At 71.2% G+C, this 19,556-nt stretch carries 15 protein-coding genes; 6 read left to right on the forward strand and 9 right to left on the reverse strand.

The features are described from left to right. The first annotated feature begins 54 nt into the window (after positions 1 to 54). The 5 genes from ACWCPW_RS29665 (at position 55) to ACWCPW_RS29685 (ending at position 4,443) form a co-directional block, all read left to right on the forward strand. A complete protein-coding gene (locus ACWCPW_RS29665; RefSeq protein ID WP_449764650.1) occupies positions 55 to 525 on the forward strand; it encodes an Lrp/AsnC family transcriptional regulator in 471 nt (156 codons plus the stop codon). A 193-nt stretch (positions 526 to 718) separates the two neighbouring features. Further along, positions 719 to 1,366 (forward strand): ABC transporter permease, encoded by a 648-nt coding sequence (locus ACWCPW_RS29670; protein WP_449764681.1) that lies wholly within the window; start codon positions 719 to 721, stop codon positions 1,364 to 1,366. Further along, the gene (locus tag ACWCPW_RS29675) at positions 1,359 to 2,630 is read left to right on the forward strand and encodes an ATP-binding cassette domain-containing protein (RefSeq protein WP_449764651.1); all 1,272 of its coding nucleotides are present in this window, start codon (positions 1,359 to 1,361) and stop codon (positions 2,628 to 2,630) included. Before ACWCPW_RS29670 ends, ACWCPW_RS29675 begins: the two co-directional genes overlap by 8 nt. Then, positions 2,627 to 3,445, forward strand: coding sequence for an ABC transporter permease (locus ACWCPW_RS29680; RefSeq protein WP_449764652.1), 819 nt, complete (start codon positions 2,627 to 2,629; stop codon positions 3,443 to 3,445). Before ACWCPW_RS29675 ends, ACWCPW_RS29680 begins: the two co-directional genes overlap by 4 nt. Before the next feature lie 20 nt (positions 3,446 to 3,465). After that, positions 3,466 to 4,443: a glycine betaine ABC transporter substrate-binding protein gene (locus ACWCPW_RS29685; RefSeq protein ID WP_449764653.1), complete on the forward strand. Its 978-nt coding sequence runs from the start codon at positions 3,466 to 3,468 to the stop codon at positions 4,441 to 4,443. 115 nt (positions 4,444 to 4,558) lie between these two features. Here ACWCPW_RS29685 and ACWCPW_RS29690 read toward each other — a convergent pair whose 3' ends face one another. The 3 genes from ACWCPW_RS29690 to ACWCPW_RS29700 all read right to left on the reverse strand — a co-directional run bounded on the left by ACWCPW_RS29690 (position 4,559) and on the right by ACWCPW_RS29700 (position 8,539). Continuing rightward, positions 4,559 to 5,338 carry a YlbL family protein gene (locus tag ACWCPW_RS29690; protein ID WP_449764654.1) on the reverse strand — a complete coding sequence of 260 codons (780 nt, stop codon included), beginning with the start codon at positions 5,336 to 5,338 and terminating at the stop codon, positions 4,559 to 4,561. 86 nt (positions 5,339 to 5,424) lie between these two features. Next, complete coding sequence (locus ACWCPW_RS29695; protein ID WP_449764655.1) at positions 5,425 to 6,096, reverse strand: IclR family transcriptional regulator; 672 nt, start codon at positions 6,094 to 6,096, stop codon at positions 5,425 to 5,427. Between the two features lie 661 nt (positions 6,097 to 6,757). Then, positions 6,758 to 8,539: a DEAD/DEAH box helicase gene (locus ACWCPW_RS29700; protein WP_395863367.1), complete on the reverse strand. Its 1,782-nt coding sequence runs from the start codon at positions 8,537 to 8,539 to the stop codon at positions 6,758 to 6,760. 713 nt (positions 8,540 to 9,252) lie between these two features. Here ACWCPW_RS29700 and ACWCPW_RS29705 point away from each other — a divergent pair. Next, entirely contained in the window at positions 9,253 to 10,497 is a 1,245-nt protein-coding gene (locus ACWCPW_RS29705; protein WP_449764656.1) for an MFS transporter, read from the forward strand. A 28-nt stretch (positions 10,498 to 10,525) separates the two neighbouring features. On the opposite strand, the gene ACWCPW_RS29710 is transcribed toward ACWCPW_RS29705, so the two are convergent. The 6 genes from ACWCPW_RS29710 to ACWCPW_RS29735 form a co-directional block, all read right to left on the reverse strand. Beyond that, the gene (locus tag ACWCPW_RS29710) at positions 10,526 to 11,539 is read right to left on the reverse strand and encodes a phosphotransferase family protein (RefSeq protein WP_449764657.1); all 1,014 of its coding nucleotides are present in this window, start codon (positions 11,537 to 11,539) and stop codon (positions 10,526 to 10,528) included. After that, complete coding sequence (locus ACWCPW_RS29715) at positions 11,536 to 13,956, reverse strand: hypothetical protein (RefSeq protein ID WP_449764658.1); 2,421 nt, start codon at positions 13,954 to 13,956, stop codon at positions 11,536 to 11,538. Before ACWCPW_RS29715 ends, ACWCPW_RS29710 begins: the two co-directional genes overlap by 4 nt. A 199-nt stretch (positions 13,957 to 14,155) precedes the next feature. After that, positions 14,156 to 15,454 (reverse strand): MFS transporter, encoded by a 1,299-nt coding sequence (locus ACWCPW_RS29720; protein WP_449764659.1) that lies wholly within the window; start codon positions 15,452 to 15,454, stop codon positions 14,156 to 14,158. 223 nt (positions 15,455 to 15,677) lie between these two features. Next, positions 15,678 to 17,849 (reverse strand): xanthine dehydrogenase family protein molybdopterin-binding subunit, encoded by a 2,172-nt coding sequence (locus ACWCPW_RS29725; RefSeq protein ID WP_449764660.1) that lies wholly within the window; start codon positions 17,847 to 17,849, stop codon positions 15,678 to 15,680. 30 nt (positions 17,850 to 17,879) lie between these two features. Further along, entirely contained in the window at positions 17,880 to 18,449 is a 570-nt protein-coding gene (locus tag ACWCPW_RS29730) for a (2Fe-2S)-binding protein (RefSeq protein ID WP_449764661.1), read from the reverse strand. Next, positions 18,446 to 19,279: an FAD binding domain-containing protein gene (locus ACWCPW_RS29735; RefSeq protein WP_449764682.1), complete on the reverse strand. Its 834-nt coding sequence runs from the start codon at positions 19,277 to 19,279 to the stop codon at positions 18,446 to 18,448. Before ACWCPW_RS29735 ends, ACWCPW_RS29730 begins: the two co-directional genes overlap by 4 nt. Positions 19,280 to 19,556: the final 277 nt, after the last annotated feature.

Here is a 19,556-nt window from a genome sequence, read left to right on the forward strand (position 1 = left end):
CGTGAATGGCCCCAGGGTAGGCACCGGGAAACCAGTCCCCCGAGGGAGGGCACCTTGCAGATCGACCGGTTGGATGCCGCGCTGATCCGGCTGTTGGTGGAAACACCGCGGATCGGTGTCGTGGAGTGTTCGCGCCGGCTCGCGGTGGCACGCGGAACCGTACAGGCGCGCCTGGATCGACTGCGCGAGGCAGGGGTGATCAGGGGTTTCGGGCCGGATGTGGATCCCGCCACGCTCGGCTTCTCGGTGACCGCGTTCGCCACCCTGGAGATCCGCCAGGGGCAGGGGCGCGACCTGCGCAAGGACCTGGAGTGCGTGCCGCAGGTGCTCGAAGTGCACGCGATCACCGGCCGGGGCGACCTGCTGTGCCGGATCGTCGCGCGCTCGAACGCGGACCTGCAACGGGTGATCGAGCAGATCATCGAACTGGACGGGGTGGTCCGCGCGTCCACCACGATCGCGCTGGAGAACCCGGTGCCCTACCGGGTGTTGCCCCTGGTGGAATGCGCGGTGGCGGACGGCTGACAGCGGCGCCCGCGGGGGTGGACGCGGGGCCGAGAAGACGGGTGCGGGCCACAGGCGCCGAACCCGAGCCGGACGGGTGACGGCGCACCGGAACGGGTGACGAATCGGACCCGCTCGGCCCATCCCGCGTTTCCCTGACGTACGGCGGCGGTAACCGACCGCGGTCACCACCGGGTTCGCGGAAAGGGCTGTGTTGAGCTTCTGGGACTACGTCTCCAGCCGGCGCGAGCAGCTTTGGATCGAGACCTGGATGCACGCGAGCGCCGTGTTCCAGTGCATGGTGATCGCGACGCTGATCGGGGTCGTGGTGGCGATCGCCACCTACCGCAGCGCGATCGCGTCGCGGATCGCGATCGGCACCACCGCGACCATCCTGACCATCCCCTCGTTCGCGCTGCTCGGTCTGCTGATCCCGCTGCTCGGCCTCGGTGTCGCACCGACCGTGGTCGCACTGGTGCTGTACGCGCTGCTGCCGATCGTGCGCAACGCGATCGTGGGTCTGGCCGGCGTGGATCCACAGCTTGTGGACGCCGCACGCGGGATCGGGATGCGTCGGGCGATGATCCTGCTCCGCGTCGAATTGCCGCTCGCGTGGCCCGCGCTGCTCACCGGCATCCGGGTGTCCACCCAGATGATCATGGGCATCGCGGCGATCGCCGCCTATGTGTCGGGTCCGGGACTGGGCAACGAGATCTTCACCGGGCTGGCCCGCCTGGGCAGCAAGAACGCGATCAACGCGGCCTGGGCGGGCACCCTGGGCGTGGTCGTGCTGGCCCTCCTCTTCGACGCCGCGTACGTGCTCCTCGGCCGGCTGACCGTTTCCAGGGGGATCCGTGACTGACGTCACCGGCGCGACGATTCGACTCGAAGAGCTCACCAAGCACTTCCCCGGGCAGCGGACGGCCGCGGTCGACCGGGTCACCCTGGAGATCCCGGCCGGCCAACTCGTGGTGTTCGTCGGCCCGTCCGGCAGCGGCAAGACCACCACGATGAAGATGATCAACCGGCTGATCGAGCCGACCTCGGGCCTGATCTCGATCGACGACCGGGACGTCACCCACCTGGATCCGGTCAAGTTGCGCCGCAAGATCGGCTACGCGATCCAGAACAGCGGCCTGTTCCCGCACATGACGGTCGGTCAGAACATCGCGCTGGTACCGAGGATGCTCGGCTGGAGCAGGTCGAAGGTGTCCACCCGGGTGGACGAACTCCTGGAGACCGTGGGCCTGGACAGCGTCGAGTTCCGCAACCGGTATCCACGCCAACTCTCCGGCGGTCAACAACAGCGGGTCGGCGTCGCGCGAGCGCTCGCGGGCGACCCGCCCGTGTTGTTGATGGACGAGCCGTTCGGCGCGGTGGACCCGATCACGCGCGGCCACCTCCAGGACGAACTCATCCGCATCCAGCACGAGTTGCACAAGACGATCGTGTTCGTCACGCACGACTTCGACGAGGCGGTCAAGCTCGGCGACCGGATCGTGGTGCTGCGCGAGCAGTCGCACATCGCCCAGTACGACACCCCCGAGGCGATCCTGACCAACCCGGCGGACGAGTTCGTGGCCGGCTTCGTCGGGGCGGGCGCCGCGCTGAAGCGGCTGACCCTGTCCCGGGTGCGCGACGTCGAGGTGAAGCCGTTCGCCACGGCGGACCTGCGCGACGACATCGAGACGATCCGCCGGGCCGCGCGCGAGTACGGGGCCGACGAGGTGCTGCTGCTGGACGACCGGAGCCGGCCCACCCGTTGGCTGCGGCGCGAGGAGGTCCGGCGCGGCGGCCCCGGGCTCGCGGTGACCGCGCACGAAGTGGGCGACACGGTCACCCGCGACGCGACGCTGCGGGACGCGCTGGACGCGATCCTGACCGAGGGCGGCGGCAGGGTCGCGGTCACCGGCGCGCGCGGCGAGTACGTCGGGGTGGTCTCGATCGAGACGCTGATGGCGTCGATCCAGGAGATGCTCGAAGCCGACCGTGAGGCCGCGCGCGAGCATCTGGAGGAGTTGGAGACGCAGCGCGAGGTGCAGGCTTGCGAAGCGGAACAGCTCGCCGCGGAACACCTCGCCGGCCACCAGGACGTCGCGCGCGCGGCCGAGAGCGACCAGCGGTGAGCGGCGCACCGCGAGTAAGCCCGGTCGGGCCCACGGTCGACGCCGAGACCCGCGCCGCGCGGCCCGCCGCGTTGCCCTCGCGCTTTCGGTGGACCGACTTCGTGGTGATGCCGGTCTTCCTGGGCCTGGTGCTGCTCGTGTTGTGGCAGTGGGTCGACCACCAGGACTTGGACCCGATCGAACGGGTCACGCTGGCCTGGCCCAACGTCCGCCGCCGGATCATCGAGCACATCCAATTGACCGCGGTGTCCACGGTGTTGGTGCTGGTGATCGCGATCCCGCTGGGCATCGTGCTTACCCGCCGACAGGCCCGCCGGTTCGCGCCGTTCGCTCTGGCGACGGCCAACATCGGCCAGGCCACGCCGGCGATCGGGCTGCTCGTACTGCTCACGCTGTGGTTGGGCGTGGGCGTCGAGGTGGCCATCATCGGCGCGGTGGCCTACGCGGTGCTCCCGGTGCTGAGCAACACCATCGCCGGGCTCAAGGACGTGGACCGGCAACTGGTGGAGGCCGCGCGCGGGATCGGCATGTCCATGCCGGGCGTCCTGCTCAAGGTCGAACTCCCGCTCGCGGTACCGCTCGTGCTGGCCGGCGTACGCAACGCGCTGGTGCTCAACGTGGGCACCGCGACGCTGGCCACGTTCGTCGACGCGGGCGGGCTCGGCGACATCATCCAGGACGGGATCCTGCTCCAGCGCACGCTCGTGCTGATCGTCGGCAGCGTGCTGACCGTGGTACTCGCGCTCACGGTGGACTGGCTGGCGTCCCTCGCCGAGACGGGCCTGCGTCCGCGCGGTCTGCGGGCCGGGGGTTGACCATGCAACGAGGACTGACGATGCGTCATGCGCCTTGGCGCGCGGTCCTGCCGGTCCTGCTCGCGGCTCTGCTCGCGGTGCTGTCGGGATGCGGCCTGACCAGCGGGCTGCCACTCACCGTGGACGCCGAGCCGGGCTCGATCCGCCCGGAGCCCTCGCTCAAGGGCAAGACCCTGACGGTGAGTTCGAAGGAGTTCAGCGAGCAACTCGTGCTCGGCGAGATCGCCGGCATCGCGCTCAAGGTGGCGGGCGCGAAGGTGATCGACAAGACCAACATCAAGGGCTCGATCGGCGCGCGCGAGGCACTGAAGAAGGGCTCGGTGGACCTGTACTGGGAGTACACCGGCACCGCGTGGATCAACTATCTCGGCCACACCGATCCGATCGTGGACCCGCAGGCGCAATGGGAGGCGGTGGCCGCGCAGGACCTGCGGAACGGCATCGTGTGGCTGCCGCCCGCGCCGCTGAACAACACGTACGCCTTCGCCGGAACAGCGGCGAACACCCGCAAGTACGACCTGAACACGCTCAGCGATGTCGCCGCGCTCGCCAAGCGGGACCCCGGCGCGGTGACGTTCTGCGTCGAGAACGAGTTCGCGGCCCGGACCGACGGCCTCGGCGGCATGCTGGCGGCCTACGGGATCAAGGTCCCGGACGGCAACATCCGCAAGATGCAGTCCGGCCTGATCTACACCGAGACCGCCAAGGGCGGCACATGCCTCCTCGGCGAGGTCTTCACCACCGACGGCCGCATCGCCGCGATGAACCTCAAGGTCCTCGCCGACGACAAGCACTTCTTCCCGAACTACAACGCGGCAGTCACCGTCAACGCGAAGACCTACAAGAAATACCCGGCCATCCGCGACGTGCTGACCCCCATCACCGCCAAGCTGACCACCGACGTCATGCGCTCCCTCAACGCCGAAGTCGACGTGGCAGGCCGAGAACCCCGAGACGTAGCCGAATCCTGGCTAAAACACGAGGGCTTCATCCACTGACCCAGGCCGGCCACCCAGCCCGGCCACTCAGCCCGGCCGGCGCTTGAGGCCAACCCAGCCCAACCGACGCATGAGGTCAGCCGAACAACTTCAGCCCGGCCGGCGCTTGAGGCCCTCAACACGAGGCAACCTTGCCCCCCGCGTTCAACGCGTTGAGCGCGTCGACCGCCCCCGAGAGCGTCTCGACCGGAACCAACCGAAGCCCACCAGACCCCACCCGCCCAGCCTCCCCGCACTCCCCCTTCGGCAGAACGAACACCGTCGCCCCCGCCCGCTCCGCCGCCAGCAGCTTCATCGGCAGCCCACCGATCTCGCCGACCTTGCCATCGGCGTCGATCGACCCCGTGCCGGCGATCGTCCGCCCGCCCGTGAGTTGACCCTCGGTCAGCTTGTCCACGATGCCCAGGGCGAAGAACAGACCCGCACTCGGCCCGCCGACATCGCTCAGATGCAGTGTGACCTTGACCTGCTCCGGCGACTTGCCGAGGTACTTCAGGGCCGCGGCCGTCGCGCTGTCCTGCGACTTGACCATGTCCTTGGTGTTGGTCTCGACGACCTGCTTGATCGACTTGCCGTCCGGGTAGACGGACTTCCTCGGCACAACGGCCTCTTCCGTGTCCCACCACGCACCGAGCAGCGACGCCAGCCGATGCTTCTCGTCGCGTCCGCTCGCGTGGATCGTGGTCAACAACAGGTGCCCGGTCGTCGGGTACACCGTGGCGGGCCCGGAGATCTCGACCACCGGCCGCCCCGCGTCGTCGCCGAGCGTGTCGGCCACCGATCCCGGTGTGATCAGGACGTACGGCATCGGCACCAGGAACGCGAAGCCGAACAGGATCGCGACGAGGAGCAGAGACACCGGGAGGGTGAGCTTGGTACGGGCCACGCCTGGCATTAAACACGGCCCGGCCCGACGCGCCGTACCGGACTCGCCTCACCCGCGCCGCGACCCGCTCCGTCCGCCGCGTCGCGCCGTGCGACCTATGCGGCGGAGACGCGCATTCCGCCCAGTTCGTCGGACAGCTCGGCCGCCGCCTCGGCCACCCGGCGGCCCAGTCGTTCGGTGTCCAGGTTGCCCAGCGAGACGATCCCGACGCTCGACTCGACGGCGGCGAGATCGGGCACCGAGGCCGCGATCCCGGGCACCGTGTGCCGACCGTCGCCGGGCGCGTACACATAGGACCTGGGCCCGTCCAGCCCGGCCACCACTCGGCGCGCGGCCAGGATCGCCAGGCCCGCCGCGCCCGCGTCCAGCGCGTGCCGCGAACCGACCCGGTAGGCCACGTGGTAGTCGGTCCAGGTGGGCTCGGCCACGGCGACCACCAAGGCCTCCATGCCGTCCACGATGGTCAGGTGCGCGGTGGCCCCGGTCTCCTCGGCGAGCCGGCGCAGACACGGCACCGCCGCGTCGCGGACCAGCGGATGCGCCCGACGGGCCAGTTGCAGTGCGCCCAGTCCGAGTTTGGTGCGGCCGCTGTCGTCGCGCCGGACCAGGCCGTGCTGTTCGAGTGTGGCGAGGATGCGATAGACGACGGTGCGGTTGACGCCGAGCGCGGCGGCGATGTCGTGTACCGACAATCCGTCCGAGGCATCGGCGAGCAGTTCGAGGACCTTGAGCCCTCGGTCCAGGGTCTGTGACGTTTCGGCGACCACCGGCCCCCCTCCCTTCGCGTGACGTTGCATTACGTCCAGCGGCGCTCGATCCCCGAACGGAACGCCACATTCGCGAGGCTGTGCGGCGCCAGATCATGGGGCCAGGACACGTACTCGTCACCACTCGGCGGGCAGGCCGAACGGATTCCCACGTCCGAGCAGGACGGTTTCTCCTGCTCGGCGCGTCGGAGGATCACGCTAACCAGAGGGGGCACTTTTGGCACCGGATATCCGGGATACGGACAGGAAAAATAACAGATCTATCGGGACATGTAGCACGTAATGTGCAATTCGCCAAATGCGATCCTCGCCACGTACCCCCGAGAGCATGACCGGACGACTCCGTACTCACCAGTCGGACACACCGTCCCAACCAATGAGATAGCCGTCCCCGCCGACACTCGGATCGGCGGCCCGATCGCACCCGGATCGCACTCGCGCCGGCACCCGAACAGCGAAGCGCAACCGAGCCCGCAATCGCGACCCGACGATCTGGCGACAAACGATTCGACAGTCAATGATCTGACGAAAGACGATCTGACGGTCGATGATCTGGCGACCCCTGACCCTGACCCATGACCTGACGACCCGACGACCCGGTGACCCGGTGACCCGGTGACCCGGTGACGATCCCGGCACCCGGCAACCCGCCCCGCGCGGCTCAGCGCCCGGACGTGGCCCATTCGCGGATCTTGCCGATCCGCGCCTCCAACTGCCCGGCCGACGCCTGTGCCACCGCCGGCCCGCCGCACACCCGGCGCAGCTCGTTGTGGATCTGCCCGTGGGTCTGCCCGGTGCGATGGTGCCAAGCGGCCACCATCGTGTTGAGTTCCTTGCGCATCGCCGTCATCTGACGATGCGTCACCACCGGGCGCTGGTCGGCCGGCTTCTCGGACAGGTCGGCCTGGTGGTCCGGCTTGCGCCGGCTCTTGGCCACCTGCTTGGCCTGCCGGGACTGGAGCAGCATCTGGACCTGGTCGGGTTCGAGCAGCCCGGGAAGGCCGAGGTACTCCTCTTCCTCCTCGCTGCCCACGTGCGCCTGAAGCCCGAACTCCGCGCCGTCGAACAGCACCCGGTCGAAGCGCGCCTCGCTCTCCAGCGCCTCGAACGCGAACTCCTCCTGCTGCCCCGGCTCGTCCTTCTGCGCGTTGGCCTGCGCGAGGAGGGCGTCCTCCTCGTCGTACATCCCGCCCTCCTTCTTCGGGCGGTCCAGCACGTGGTCGCGCTCGATCTCCATCTCGTTCGCGTGTTGGAGCAGCGTCGGCACGGAGGGCAGGAACACCGACGCGGTCTCGCCCCGACGCCGCGCCCGGACGAAGCGCCCGACGGCCTGCGCGAAGAACAGCGGCGTGGAGATCGTAGTGGCGAACACCCCCACCGACAGGCGGGGTACGTCCACGCCCTCGGACACCATCCGCACCGCGACCATCCAGCGGTCCTCGGACGCGGAGAAGTCCTCGATCTTCTTCGACGCGCCGACGTCGTCGGACAACACCAGGGTGGCGCCCTGCCCGGTGATCTCGCGGATCATCCGCGCGTACGCGCGAGCCGACTCGTGGTCGGTGGCGATCACCAGGCCGCCCGCGTCCGGGATGGCCTTGCGTACCTCGCCCAGCCGCTTGTCGGCGGCCCGCAACACCTGCGGCATCCACGAGCCCTGCGGATCCAGCGCGGTACGCCAGGCCTGGCTGATCGCGTCCTTGGTCATCGGCTCGCCGAGCGAAGCCGCGATCTCGTCGCCGGCCTTGGTCCGCCAGCGCAGGTCGCCCGAGTAGGACAGGAAGATGACCGGGCGCACCACGCCGTCCGAGAGCGCGTGGCCGTAGCCGTAGGTGTAGTCGGCGGACGAGCGGCGGATCCCGTCCTTGCCCTCCTCGTACGCGACGAACGGGATCGGGTTGATGTCCGAGCGGAACGGTGTGCCGGTCAGCGCGAGCCGGCGGGTGGCCGGCTCGAACGCCTCCATGCACGCCTCGCCCCACGACTTGCTGTCGCCCGCGTGGTGGATCTCGTCCAGGATCACCAGCGTCTTGCGGTTCTCCACCCGGCGGCGGTGCAACATCGGGTGCACGCCGACACCCGCGTAGGTGACCGCGATGCCGTGGTACTCGCGGGACACCGGGCCCGACGAGCTCGAATAGTTCGGGTCGATCCGCAGGCCTATGCGTGCGGCGGCCTCGGCCCACTGCTTCTTGAGGTGCTCCGTCGGCGCGACGATGGTGATCTGGTGGATCACGTGCGCGTCCAGCAGTTCGGAGGCGATCCGCAGCGCGAACGTGGTCTTGCCGGCGCCCGGCGTGGCCACCGCGAGGAAGTCGCGCGGTTGGCGGGCCAGGTAGGTGTCGAGGGCCCCCTGCTGCCATGCGCGCAGCTTGTTCGCGGTGCCCCAGGAGGCACGGTTCGGGAAGGCCGGGGACAGATGGGACGCGGCTGCGGTACTCACTGCGACGGGTCTGCTCCAGGCCGAGGGGGCGATCGAGGGCAAGCGATCAGGCTACCCGAGCCCCTGCCGAATTCCCCGCGCCCACGACTTCCGCGCCCACGAAACCCGGGCCGGCGAACGGCGATTCCGCAGCAGCACCGGCCCGACCGACCCCTCGAACCCACCCTCCCGGCCGATCTCCGGCGCGTCCCGACCACGCCCCGACAAACCACGACTCACTCACCCACACCCGCCGGCGCCGGCCGACCGGCCGACCGAGCCACCCGACCGCTCCGGCTGCTCCGCCCGCAGGCCGCAGGCCCTGACCACCCCATCGCCACAGTCATAAAAACGACCATGAAAACGACCAAATCCAGCACCCGATAAACCCACCATCGCATTTCGCGGGCAGCGCAAAAAATCCCCTCACAGCACAATTCCCAACCCCCAATCCAAACCCACCACCCACCGCAGACCCGCCGTCGATCCACCGTCGATCCACCACCAATCACCCTCTGACCTGCGCACATCACCCACCGCCGAGACACCCTCCCAACCTCCCCGCACCACGAATCACCCACTCCCACACCCCACCGAAAAGCCCTTTATCGCCATTACGCCGCACGCGGAATACGTCGGCTGGCCCGCACCCTCCGGGAAATGATCGTCCCGCAGCCTCGACGACTCCGTCCGGGCGTTCGACGACTCGACGACTCGACACCTCGGAGGCGCAAATGCCGCTCACGCTGTCGCGGGCGATCCGGGAATCCCCATACCGGCCCGTGTTCGCCCACCCCGTGCTGCGCCGCCTGCTGCCCGGCTACGCGATCTCGGCGCTCGGCGACGGCATGGCCGTGGTCGCGGTCGGCTGGCTCGCGGTGGACCTCGCCCCGGCCGACGGCCGCGCCCTGTGGGTGGCCCTCGCCGCCGCGGCGTACACCCTGCCCGGCGCACTCGGCGCGATCCTCCTCGGCCGCCTGCTGCGCGGCCGCGCCCCCGCCCGACTCGCCACCTGGGACGCCCTCCTCCGCGCCTGCGCCCTCGGCGCGATCCCCCTCGCGCACGTCGCGGGAGCCCTGTCCATCGGCCTGTACGTCGGCCTGCTCGCGACCTCCTCGATCCTGCACTCCTGGGGCCAGGCCGGCACCTACACGCTGCTCGCCCGGCAACTCCGCGAAGCCGACCATCTCGCCGGCAACGCGGTGTTCTCCACGATCGCCTCGGGCGCCACCATCGCCGGCCCCCTGCTCGCCGCACCCCTGGTGCTCTGGGGCGGCGCGGCCTCGGTACTCGCCGTCGACGCGGCGTCCTTCGCGATCCTGGCCGGCACCCTGCTGTGGGCGGCACCGGACACCGCCCCGAACCCCACCGCCGAACCGACCGCGTCCCGCACCGGCGGCCTCACCGTGATCCGCCGCCATCCCCCGCTACGCAACCTGCTGCTGCTCAGCATCGGCTTCTTCTTCCTCTTCGGCCCGGTCTACGTCGCCCTCCCCCTGCACGTGACCCAGGACCTGCACGCCTCCGCCGGCACCCTCGCCGCCTTCTACAGCCTCTTCGGCGCCGGAGCCCTCGTCGGCTCCCTCCTCACCGGCTACCTCCGCCGCCTCCCCCTGGCCCCCACCACCACCGCCATCGTCACCCTCTCCGGCCTGACCCTGCTCCCCCTCGGCCTCGGCGCCCCCACCCCCGCGGCCCTGGCCGGCTTCACCCTGCTCGGCCTCATGTGGCCCCCGTACTCGACCATGTCCACCACCCTCTTCCAACGCGCGACCCCGGCCTCCGACCTCCCCGCCGTCCTCGCCGTCCTCTCCGCCGCCCGCACCCTCCCGGTCCCCCTCGGCACCGCCCTCGGCGGCCCCGCCGCAGCCACCCTGGGCCCCACCCCCACCCTCCTCCTCACCGCCACAGCCACCCTCACCCTCGGCCTCACCGCCACCGCCCTACTCCCCCGCACGACAACCCCCGAGACCCCATGAACCCCGTCTCGCCCGCAGGCTGGCGAACTCACTCCAGCGCAGGACCGTGCACGCCGAGAACCCGCCGGATCTCCCCGGTATCCAGCGGGTCGCCCACGCCCCACACGACCCGGGCCCGGTTGAGCTTCGTGGTCAGCGAACCCACGAGTCGGGCCTCGGTCGCCGCGTCGACCGCGGCCAGGATCAATTTGGAGTACCGAACCGTGTCGACGAGAGCCGACTTGACGCGTTCGTGCCGGATGTACACGGGAAGATCCGCGAGGGCCCCGGTGCGCGCGTCGTCGGGCATCGCCGCGAGCCACCCGCTCCGCACCGCGTCGGCTTCGTCGGGGAAGTAGTCCATCTTGTGCAGGTGTACGGCCAGGTCGTACAACGGGTCCCCCCAGAGGGCGAGTTCCCAGTCGAGAAAGTAGGTCCGACCGGCGGCCACGATGACGTTCTTGCGATGGACGTCACAGTGCAACGCGCGAAACGGGCGACACGTCAGGGCGGACCAGTCCGCTTCCACCCGGGCGAGCGGATCCGCCGGGACCCCCAACGCCGCGTACAGCGACGCGTAGGGCGTCCGGAAGCGCCGCCAGACGTCGGCGGTGATCGCCGAGAGACGCGCCCCGAACCCGGCGGTGTCCCCGTCCTTGGGCCAATCCGCCGGCAAGGCGGGAAGCACGTCGAGCGGCACCCTCGACAGATCTTGGAAGAAGCCCACCACGTCTTCCGCCAGGTGTGTGGGCACCGAACACCCGCGTGGCGCGAGCGCGTCCAGCACCTCACCCGGGATGAACCGGTGGATCTGGAACGCCGGATCGTCCGAGACGTGCAATACGTCGGGGATCACCGGGATCCACGGCGCGACCGCCCGGATCACGTCCTGCTCCGGCCACACTCGCAAATCCATGCCGTCCGCACCATGAATCGGGATCCGGACGATCACCGGCCCGTCGTCCGTCTCGGATCGCACGTTGTCGTTGTAGAACCCGGAAGCGCTGATTCCCGATTCACGTGCCGTGCGATAGAGCGTCAGCGGATCCGGCGTCATGCTCATTCCCCCAGAATGGTGGCAACCCATGCGTCGACTCTTCCCTCCAGCACCCCCAGGGAGTCGACCGCACGGATCCCCGCACGGGCCCGCGCGAGGGACGCCGCGTGAACCGCTCGTTCCAAGCCGGCTGTGCGCAGTACACGCAAGGACGCGAGCACGAGCGTCGGATACACCTCCGCGCCTTCGAACTCGCGAATCGCCCACTCCGCAGTGCCGCGGGCGTTCTCGAAGTCGCCGCGACGGAGCAGCACGAGGGATCGGACCAACTGGGCGCGGGCGGTGCCCGAGCGGTAGCGCGCACGTCCGAGGACTTCCAGGGCGGTATCCAACGATGCCTCGGCCTCGACGACCCGCCCGCATCGAAGCAGGGCCAGGGCCTTGGCCGTGTACGCCTTGCCCAACTCGTGCAGGGCGCCGATGTCACGCTGCACCGCGATCGCCTCGTCCGCCACGTCACCGGCGTGCTCGGGTTCGGTCCAGGCCAGGAACTCGGCCCGGTTGACCACCAGATTCGCCAGGCGCACCGCGGACCCGGCCTCCAGGTAGTGCAGTTGCGCCTGATCCAGGTTGCTGCGGGCGGCTGGGAAATCGAACGCGAACCGCCGCCCCAGGTGGATCAGCCGTGCCGTGTCCCCACGCAACAGGTGCTCGTCGCGACCCAGCGTGGCGGTGAGCCCGTCCACCACGTTCTCCGCGTCCCGAAAGCGCCCGCCGGCCATGTAGAGGTCGGCTGCCCACAACGCCGCGCTTCGGCCTTCGGGAACCCTGGCCTGCTGCCACAACGACGAGTACCGGGTGAGCGCCTCCGAGGTCCGTCCGAGCATCCGCAACGCGTCCGCGCGGGCCAGTGCCAGCCGCACCTGGGCCGAACTACCGCCCTCGACATCCGCCAACCCACGGGTCAATGCCTCGGCATGCTCGGCGTCTCCGACCAGGATCGCGGTCTCGGCCTCGACGCAGCGCGCGGCCGACTCCAACTCGACGCGCGGTTGCTCGGCCGCCGCGCAGAACCGTCGAACGTCCTCGACGACTCCGCCCAGGGAGCGAATGCCGCCGCTCGCGGCGATCTCCGCCGTGAGGGTGAGCAGGTCACCGGGCCCGAACTCACCGGCGTACATGCTGTGGAAGGCCACCTCGCGCAGGTGCGCGCCCGTCGTGCGGCGCGTGCTCGCGACTCCCGTAGCCAAGCTGTCGGCCCGGGCCCGCCACAGTGCCCGCAACACGCGATGTACGGCCTGACGCGTCGCCGTCGTCTGGCGGGCCCTCAGCTCGGTCGCCATCAGTTGGTGCAACTGGAATCGCTCGGCACCCGCCGGCTGGACGAAGGAGTACGCGGTCAGCGTCTCCCAGGTCCGCCGATCCGCCGACAGCCCGAACGCCGCCGCGACGGTGCGGAAGATGTCGTAGTCGATCGTGCGCGCCACGGCGAGGACTTCGAGCAGCCGGACCTCTTGCGCGTCCACGTGCTGGAGGAACCGTTCGAGGATCTCCTCCCCCGACACGGCCGGCGTCGACGCGCGGTCGCCCCGATCCGCGCCGGTATCCGCGTCCAGGGCCAGGTTCAGGTAGAACGGCACACCGGAACTGGCCCTGGCCAAGGCGGTGCGCGCGCGGACGTCGGATACCCCGTGCGCTTCGAGTAGTTCGACGCGCGCGGTCATGGGCAACCCGTCGAGCGGCAGGGGGATCAGATGCGCGGTCCACTGGCTGTCGTACGTCTCCCAGCCCAGCGGCTCTCGGCTCGCGATCAGCACCAGGCCTCGGTCCAGCTGCGACACGAGGTCCCGCAACCACGCGTCCAGCCCGGCGGTGCGACCCGCTCGGGTGCTCCCGCCCACCAACGCCTCGTACGCGTCGACGCAGACGAGGTAGCGCCGCTCCGCGCTCGCGCTGCGCAGGTCCTCGGCGAACAGGAACGTGGCGGCGTCGGCGAGTTCGGCGGGGTCGAGTTCGTCGAGCCGGTTCAGGGTCTCGTCGTTCTTGAGCCATCGCCACCGCCTGAACCTCTCGGACGACCGACCGGCGACCCGGAGCAGTCCGCCGACGGTCCGAAAGATCGGCAGCCCGCCCACCGCGTCCGCGAGATCGGCCAGGACCTCGCTCTGCTGTCGGGCCGCCACATCGGCGAGGGAGATGTGCAGGTGGGGGTGCAGGCGCTGCCACAGGGCGAGGTACGCGAGGTCGTATCGCGGAAACGAGGCGCCCTGGGCACCGAGGTTGGAGCGCAGCACCGCGAGCGCCGCGTCCTGCTCCCGCAGCGCCGGGATCTGGAGGTCGAGCAGTACCGTTCGAGCCTCGGACTCCAGCCGCGACTGGCACTCGCGCAGGAACCGCGACTTCCCGATCCCGCCGACGCCGGTCACGTTCACGACCCGCAAGCCGTCCCCGCCGGCGCCCCACGCGCTCTCGAGGATCGCCATCGCCTCTTCCCGATCGACGAACCGGCGCTGAGACCCCGCGGACCTTCGAAATCGCGGTTGCAATGGCATGAGGTCCCCATCCCCGAAGCCCGCACCGCAGCAGGCACCCGGAACTCAGGGTAGTCGGGTGATCCGGGAACCGTAGCGAATTCCCCCGGGCCGATGCCTGCCCGCCGGCTTCCCGAGTCGGTGGGTTCGGTCAGGAGGTGGGGTGGGGGCGGACTCTGGGGGCCAGGAGGGCGCCGAGGAGGGAGATGGTGAGCATGATGGCGAAGATCAGGGTGAAGACGCCCGCGTCCTTGCCGGTGCCCTCGTGGAGGGCGGCGAAGATGGCGCCGGCCAGGCCGACCATGACGATCGTGCCGAGCGAGTCGGCGACCTGGAGCGAGGAGGAGTTGGTGCCGGACTCCTCGGGCGTGGACAGGTCGAGGGTGAGCACACTCACCGAGGAGACCGCCATGCCCATGCCGGCGCCGCCGAAGAACCAGCCCGCGGTGACCGTGTACGGGGACATGCCCGGGATCAGGGCCAGCAGTGCCCCGCCGATCGCGATCGCCACGAACAGGAAGCCCAGTTGCACCAGGCGCGGCCGGCGCTCGTGCGGCGAACGGCCCTGGTACCAGGAGCCGACCGCCCAGGACAACGCGCCCACGGTCAGGGTCAGTCCCGCCTGGGTCGGCGACAGGCCGTGTTCGCTGATCAGCATCAGCGGTACGAACGACTCGACCGCGAAGAAGGCACCGGCCAGCACGCCCCGGGACAGGATCACCGTCGGCAGTCCGCGGACCGCGCGCAGCGTGCCCGCCGGCAGCAGCCGCGGTACCGTCACCGCCATCAGCGCCAGGCCCGCGACCAGCAGCAACACGCCCACCGCGCTCAGGTGTTGGCCGCCGTACTGCAACATGCCCGCGCCCACCGAGGCGCCGACCGCGGCGCCGATCCGGCGGCGGTTCATCCGCGCGTCCGGGTCCGGTTCGCTCGCCATCCGCTTGAGCTGCGGCAACATCATCACGATCGGCAGCGCCACGAGCACCGGGATGGCCAGGAACACCCAGCGCCAGCCCAGGTGATCGGTGACCAGGCCGGACACCGGCGGCCCGACGATCGAGGGCAGCACCCAGGCCGCCGAGAACGCCGAGAACACGCGCGGGCGCAGTGCGGACGGGTACGCCTTGCCGACCACCACGTACAGCGACACGATCACGAGCCCGCCGCCGAGGCCCTGCACGGCCCGGCCCACGATGAACGGCCACATCGACTGCGCGGTGCCGGCCAGTACGAGTCCGGCCGCGAACGCCCCGATCCCGCCGAACAGCGGCAGCCGGGGTCCACGCGCGTCACACCATTCGCCGGAGACCACCATGGCGAGCAGGCTCGTGGTGAAGAACGCGGAGAAGGCCAGGGCGTACAGCGGCACGCCGTCCAGTTCCTCGACCGCCACCGGCATCGCGGTGCCCACCGCCATCGCCTCGAAGGCGATCAGCAGGACGACCGACACGATCCCGAGCGTGAGGGGGAGATAGGGCCGGGTCAGTACACCGGGCTCCCCGTCGTCGGATTTCCCAACACTTCGTCGTGCGGACTTCGACTCTCCCAGGGCTGTCACCGAGACAGCCTAGACCCTGCCATATCGAAGTACTTATCAATACGATCCGCCCACCCTCTCGGGCCGACCGGCAGGCACGGAACGCCGGCCGGCAGGCGCGCGAAACGCGCACGCCCTAGTCCAACACCACGTCCCGGGGCCGCAGCGGCAAGCGCGGCAGTTCCAACCCGGTCGCGTCCCGGACCGCCGCCGCGACCGCCGCCGGGACCGGCACGATCGCCGCGTCGCCCAAGCCCTTCGCGCCGAACGGCGCACCCGGCTGCGGCTCCTCGATCCACGCGGCCACCCGCACCGGCGGCACGTCCCAGGTCCCCGGCGGCGTCCACGCCGACTCGATGTCCTCCATCAGCGCGAGCCCGACCCCCATCGCCACCGAGCTCTCCACCCGCACCCGGGCCTGCGCGGGGTCCAGCACCCGCCCCGCGTCGTAGGCGCCGGTCACGTCCACCACCCGGATCGTGCCCAGTTCGGGATCCAGGTCGACCACCACCCGACACGCCGAGAAGGCCACCGCCGGGTACGCGTTGCCCTGCCCCGCGTCGTCCAGCGGCTCGGTGCTCGGCGCCCGGCACGCGCCCGCCGTGGTCACCGTCGCGGTGTCCTGGTACATCACGTCCACCGACAGGTCGATCAAGCCGTCGTAGGACCTGATCCGCCCGTCCCGCACATCCAGCAGCCGCGCCGTCATCCCGTACCGCGCCGCCACCGGCGCCAACAACCGCTCGCGGATCTCCCGCGCGGCCTGCTCCACCGCCCCCGCGGTCAACCACGTGTGCCGCCCCACCCCGGGCGCCCCCGCCGTCGGCAGCGCGGTGCCCGCCTGGAGCACGATCGCGTCCGGCACGCCCAGCACCTCGTCCACGATCTGCCGGACCAGCGTCACGAAGCCCTGCCCGACCTCGACCGCCGCGCAGGTCACCGTCACCACACCGCCGTCGAGCCGCACGGTCGCCGTCGAGGACTCGTCGGCCCCCTCGATCCCGAGCAGCGGCATCAGCCCGACCGCGTACCCGGTCCCGCGCAACGTCCCGGGCGCCGGCGGCGCGGCCGGCGGCGCCGCCTCGGCCACCGCCCGCAGCGCGGCCCCCACCGGAACCGGCCCGTCCAGCACCTGACCCGTCGTCAACATCGTCCCGGAGCTGAGCGCGTTGCGCAGCCGCAGCTCCACCGGGTCCATCCCGAGCGCGTCCGCGAGCTTGTCCATCTGCGCCTCGTAGGCGAAGCACACCTGTACCGCGCCGGGCCCGCGCATCGCCCCCGCCGGCGGGTTGTTGGTGCGCACCGCCCACGCGTCGACCACCGCGTACGGCACCATGTACGGCCCGGCTGCGCACCCGATCAGCCGCCCGATCACCTCCGGCGAGACACCCGCGTACGCGCCGCCGTCCAGGATGATCTGCGCCTCCACCGCGAGCAGCCGACCGTCCCGGTCCGCCCGGTGGGTGTACTTCATCCGCGCCGCGTGCCGATGCCCGCCGACCCGCAACGACTCGTCCCGATCGAGCACCGCCTTGACCGGCCGCCCGGTGCGCAGCGCCAGCAGTCCGACCACCGCGGTCAGCCCGATGTCCTCGCGCGTGCCCGAGGAGCCGCCCGCGCCGGTGGGCATCAGCCGGACCATGCCGGCGGGCAGCCCCAGACACTCGGCGACCTGGTCGCGGTCCGCGTGCGGGTACGGCGAGGCCACGTGCAGCTCGACCCCGCCGTCCGGCGAGGGCAACGCGAGCGCGGCGTCGGTGGCCGGGTTGGCCTGGTACTGCGCGGGCACCTCGTACAGCCCCTCGACCACCACCTCCTCCACCGGCGTGCCGTCCCGGCGCAGCTTGACCGGCCGGCCGTGGCGCAGCGCGATGTGCCGCAGCACGTTGCCGTCGGGATGCAACGGCGGCCCCGCGAAAGCGTGTTCGGGATCCGAGGCGACCTCCAGCGGCTGGTACGACACGAGCACCGCCGCGGCGCCGGCCCGCGCCGCCTGGAGGGTCTCCGCCGCCACCGCCGCGACCGCCTCGCCGGCGAAGCGCACCACGCCGTCCGCGAGCACCGGGCGGTCCGCCACGATCGCCCCGTGGCACGCACCCGGCGGCAGGTCCGCCGCGGTGACCACGCCGCGCACCCCCGGCACCGTGTAGGCCGGGGCCGCGTCCACACCCAGGATCCGCGCGTGTCGATGCGGCGAGCGCACCAGCACGCACCACAGCAGGCCCGGCGCCCACAGGTCGCCGGTGTAGGAGAAACGTCCCCGTGCCTTGGCGTCCCCGTCCGGACGCGGTGCGGACTCGCCGATCACCGGTTCGTGCCGATCACTGGTTCTCGCCGATCACTCGTTGCCGCCGGCCGTCGGCGGCGCGATCACGTTGAACATCATCGTCGTGTGGGTCTCCCGCGGCGCCCGCCTGCGCGCCGCCGCGCGGACCGCGTCCACCATCGGATGCGGTCCGGCGCACCGGCACGGGTGTCCGTCCAGCGCGCGCCGGATCTCCACCTCGCCCGGCTCCGCCACACGGGCCAGCAGCGCGCACGCGGACGCGACCACTCCCGGTACGCAGTAGCCGCACTGGACCGCGCCGGACTCGACCAGCGCGCGCTGCACGTCGGCGGTCTCCGGGTCGTTGTCCAGGTCCTCGATGGTGCGCACCTCGCGGTCGCCCAGGGTGGCCGCCGCGATCAGGCACGCGGACACCGCGACCCCGTCCAGGTGCACCGTGCAGGTCCCGCACACGCCTTGGCCGCAGCCGTCCTTGGCCCCGGGCAGGCCCAGCCGCTCGCGCAGCACGTACAGCAGGTTCTCGCCGATCCAGGCGTTCTCGATCAGCCGCGCCTCGCCGTTGACGCGCAGCACGTACGACGTCGTCGGGGTCGCGTCGGCGTCGAACCCGGGGCCGCTCATCCGCCGAACGCCCGTTGTACCGCGCGTCGCGCGCACACCGCGACCACGTGCCGCAAGTGGGCCCGGGCGGCGCGCTGTTCCGCCTCGGGCCGGACCTCGTCCGCGACCAACCGGCCGAAGTCGGCCGCGTCGCGCGCGTCCAGCAGCCGCCCCGTGTGCGCGTCCATCCGCCCCGCCAACCACTGTTCGGCCTCGAACGCGCGAACCGGACCGGGGTGCGCCCCGCCGACCGCGCAGCGCACGTCGCCCACCACCGGGCCGGCCACCAGGGCCAGGGTCAGGTATCGCCCGCCGCCCACCGGCGCCTTGACGAACTCCTGTACCCCGCGCAGCAGCGGCACCCGCACGCCGGTGATCAACTCCCCCGGACGCAGGAGCTGTTCGGCGATCGCACCCTCCTTGGGCGCGAGCAGATGCGGAGCGACCTCGCGCACTCCGCCCGGCGAACGGCACGACACGGTGGCCTCCAGGGCCGCGAGTACGGGCAGCGAGTCGGCGGCCGCGCCGCGGCTGAGGATGTTGCCGCCGAGGGTGCCCATCGCGCGCACCTGCGCGGTGCCCACCTCGTTGGCGGCGGCGGCCAGTGCCGGGACGAGCGAGGCCAGGTCGGCGTCCGCGAGCCGGGCCCAGGTGAGCCCGGCACCGAGCATGGCGAAGCCGTCCTCGTAACCCCACCGCCGCAGGTCGGCGACCTTCGCCAGGCCCACCAGGGCCGGCGGTCGCACCCTTCCGGCGTTGACGCGGGGCATGAGGTCGGTCCCCCCGGCCACCGGCAGTGCCCGGGGATCGCGCGCGAGGGCCTCAACGGCCTCGTCGAGCGACAGCGGCATCAAGATCGTCGCGTCCACAGCGCCGCCCACCCTATTGCCACGCACCCGCGAACGGACCGCCCGGACCGAGATTTGAGCCAACCCGAAACCCCGCCGGCCCCGGAGGCCCGCCAGGCCCCCACAGACCCACCCCGAAGCCGTAAATCCCCAGCCTCGAACCAAAACGAAACGGGTGGGCGGACGGGTGAACCTTCCCGAGCCGACCAAGACGCGACGCGAGGGGCGCCGGCCGCAACGCGAGAGGCGCCGGCCAAAGCGACCGACGCCTCCGCAACCG

The sequence above is a fragment of the Embleya sp. NPDC001921 genome (assembly GCF_053594475.1).

What these genes read in the sequence shown, in the direction of transcription:
- ACWCPW_RS29705 (WP_449764656.1), top strand. Translation starts at nt 9,253, where the DNA reads ATGCCGCTCACGCTGTCGCGGGCGATCCGGGAATCCCCATACCGGCCC.
- ACWCPW_RS29735 (WP_449764682.1), bottom strand. Translation starts at nt 19,279, where the DNA reads ATGCCGCTGTCGCTCGACGAGGCCGTTGAGGCCCTCGCGCGCGATCCC.
- ACWCPW_RS29715 (WP_449764658.1), bottom strand. Translation starts at nt 13,956, where the DNA reads ATGGCGATCCTCGAGAGCGCGTGGGGCGCCGGCGGGGACGGCTTGCGG.
- ACWCPW_RS29685 (WP_449764653.1), top strand. Translation starts at nt 3,466, where the DNA reads ATGCGTCATGCGCCTTGGCGCGCGGTCCTGCCGGTCCTGCTCGCGGCT.
- ACWCPW_RS29690 (WP_449764654.1), bottom strand. Translation starts at nt 5,338, where the DNA reads ATGCCAGGCGTGGCCCGTACCAAGCTCACCCTCCCGGTGTCTCTGCTC.
- ACWCPW_RS29730 (WP_449764661.1), bottom strand. Translation starts at nt 18,449, where the DNA reads ATGAGCGGCCCCGGGTTCGACGCCGACGCGACCCCGACGACGTCGTAC.
- ACWCPW_RS29710 (WP_449764657.1), bottom strand. Translation starts at nt 11,539, where the DNA reads ATGAGCATGACGCCGGATCCGCTGACGCTCTATCGCACGGCACGTGAA.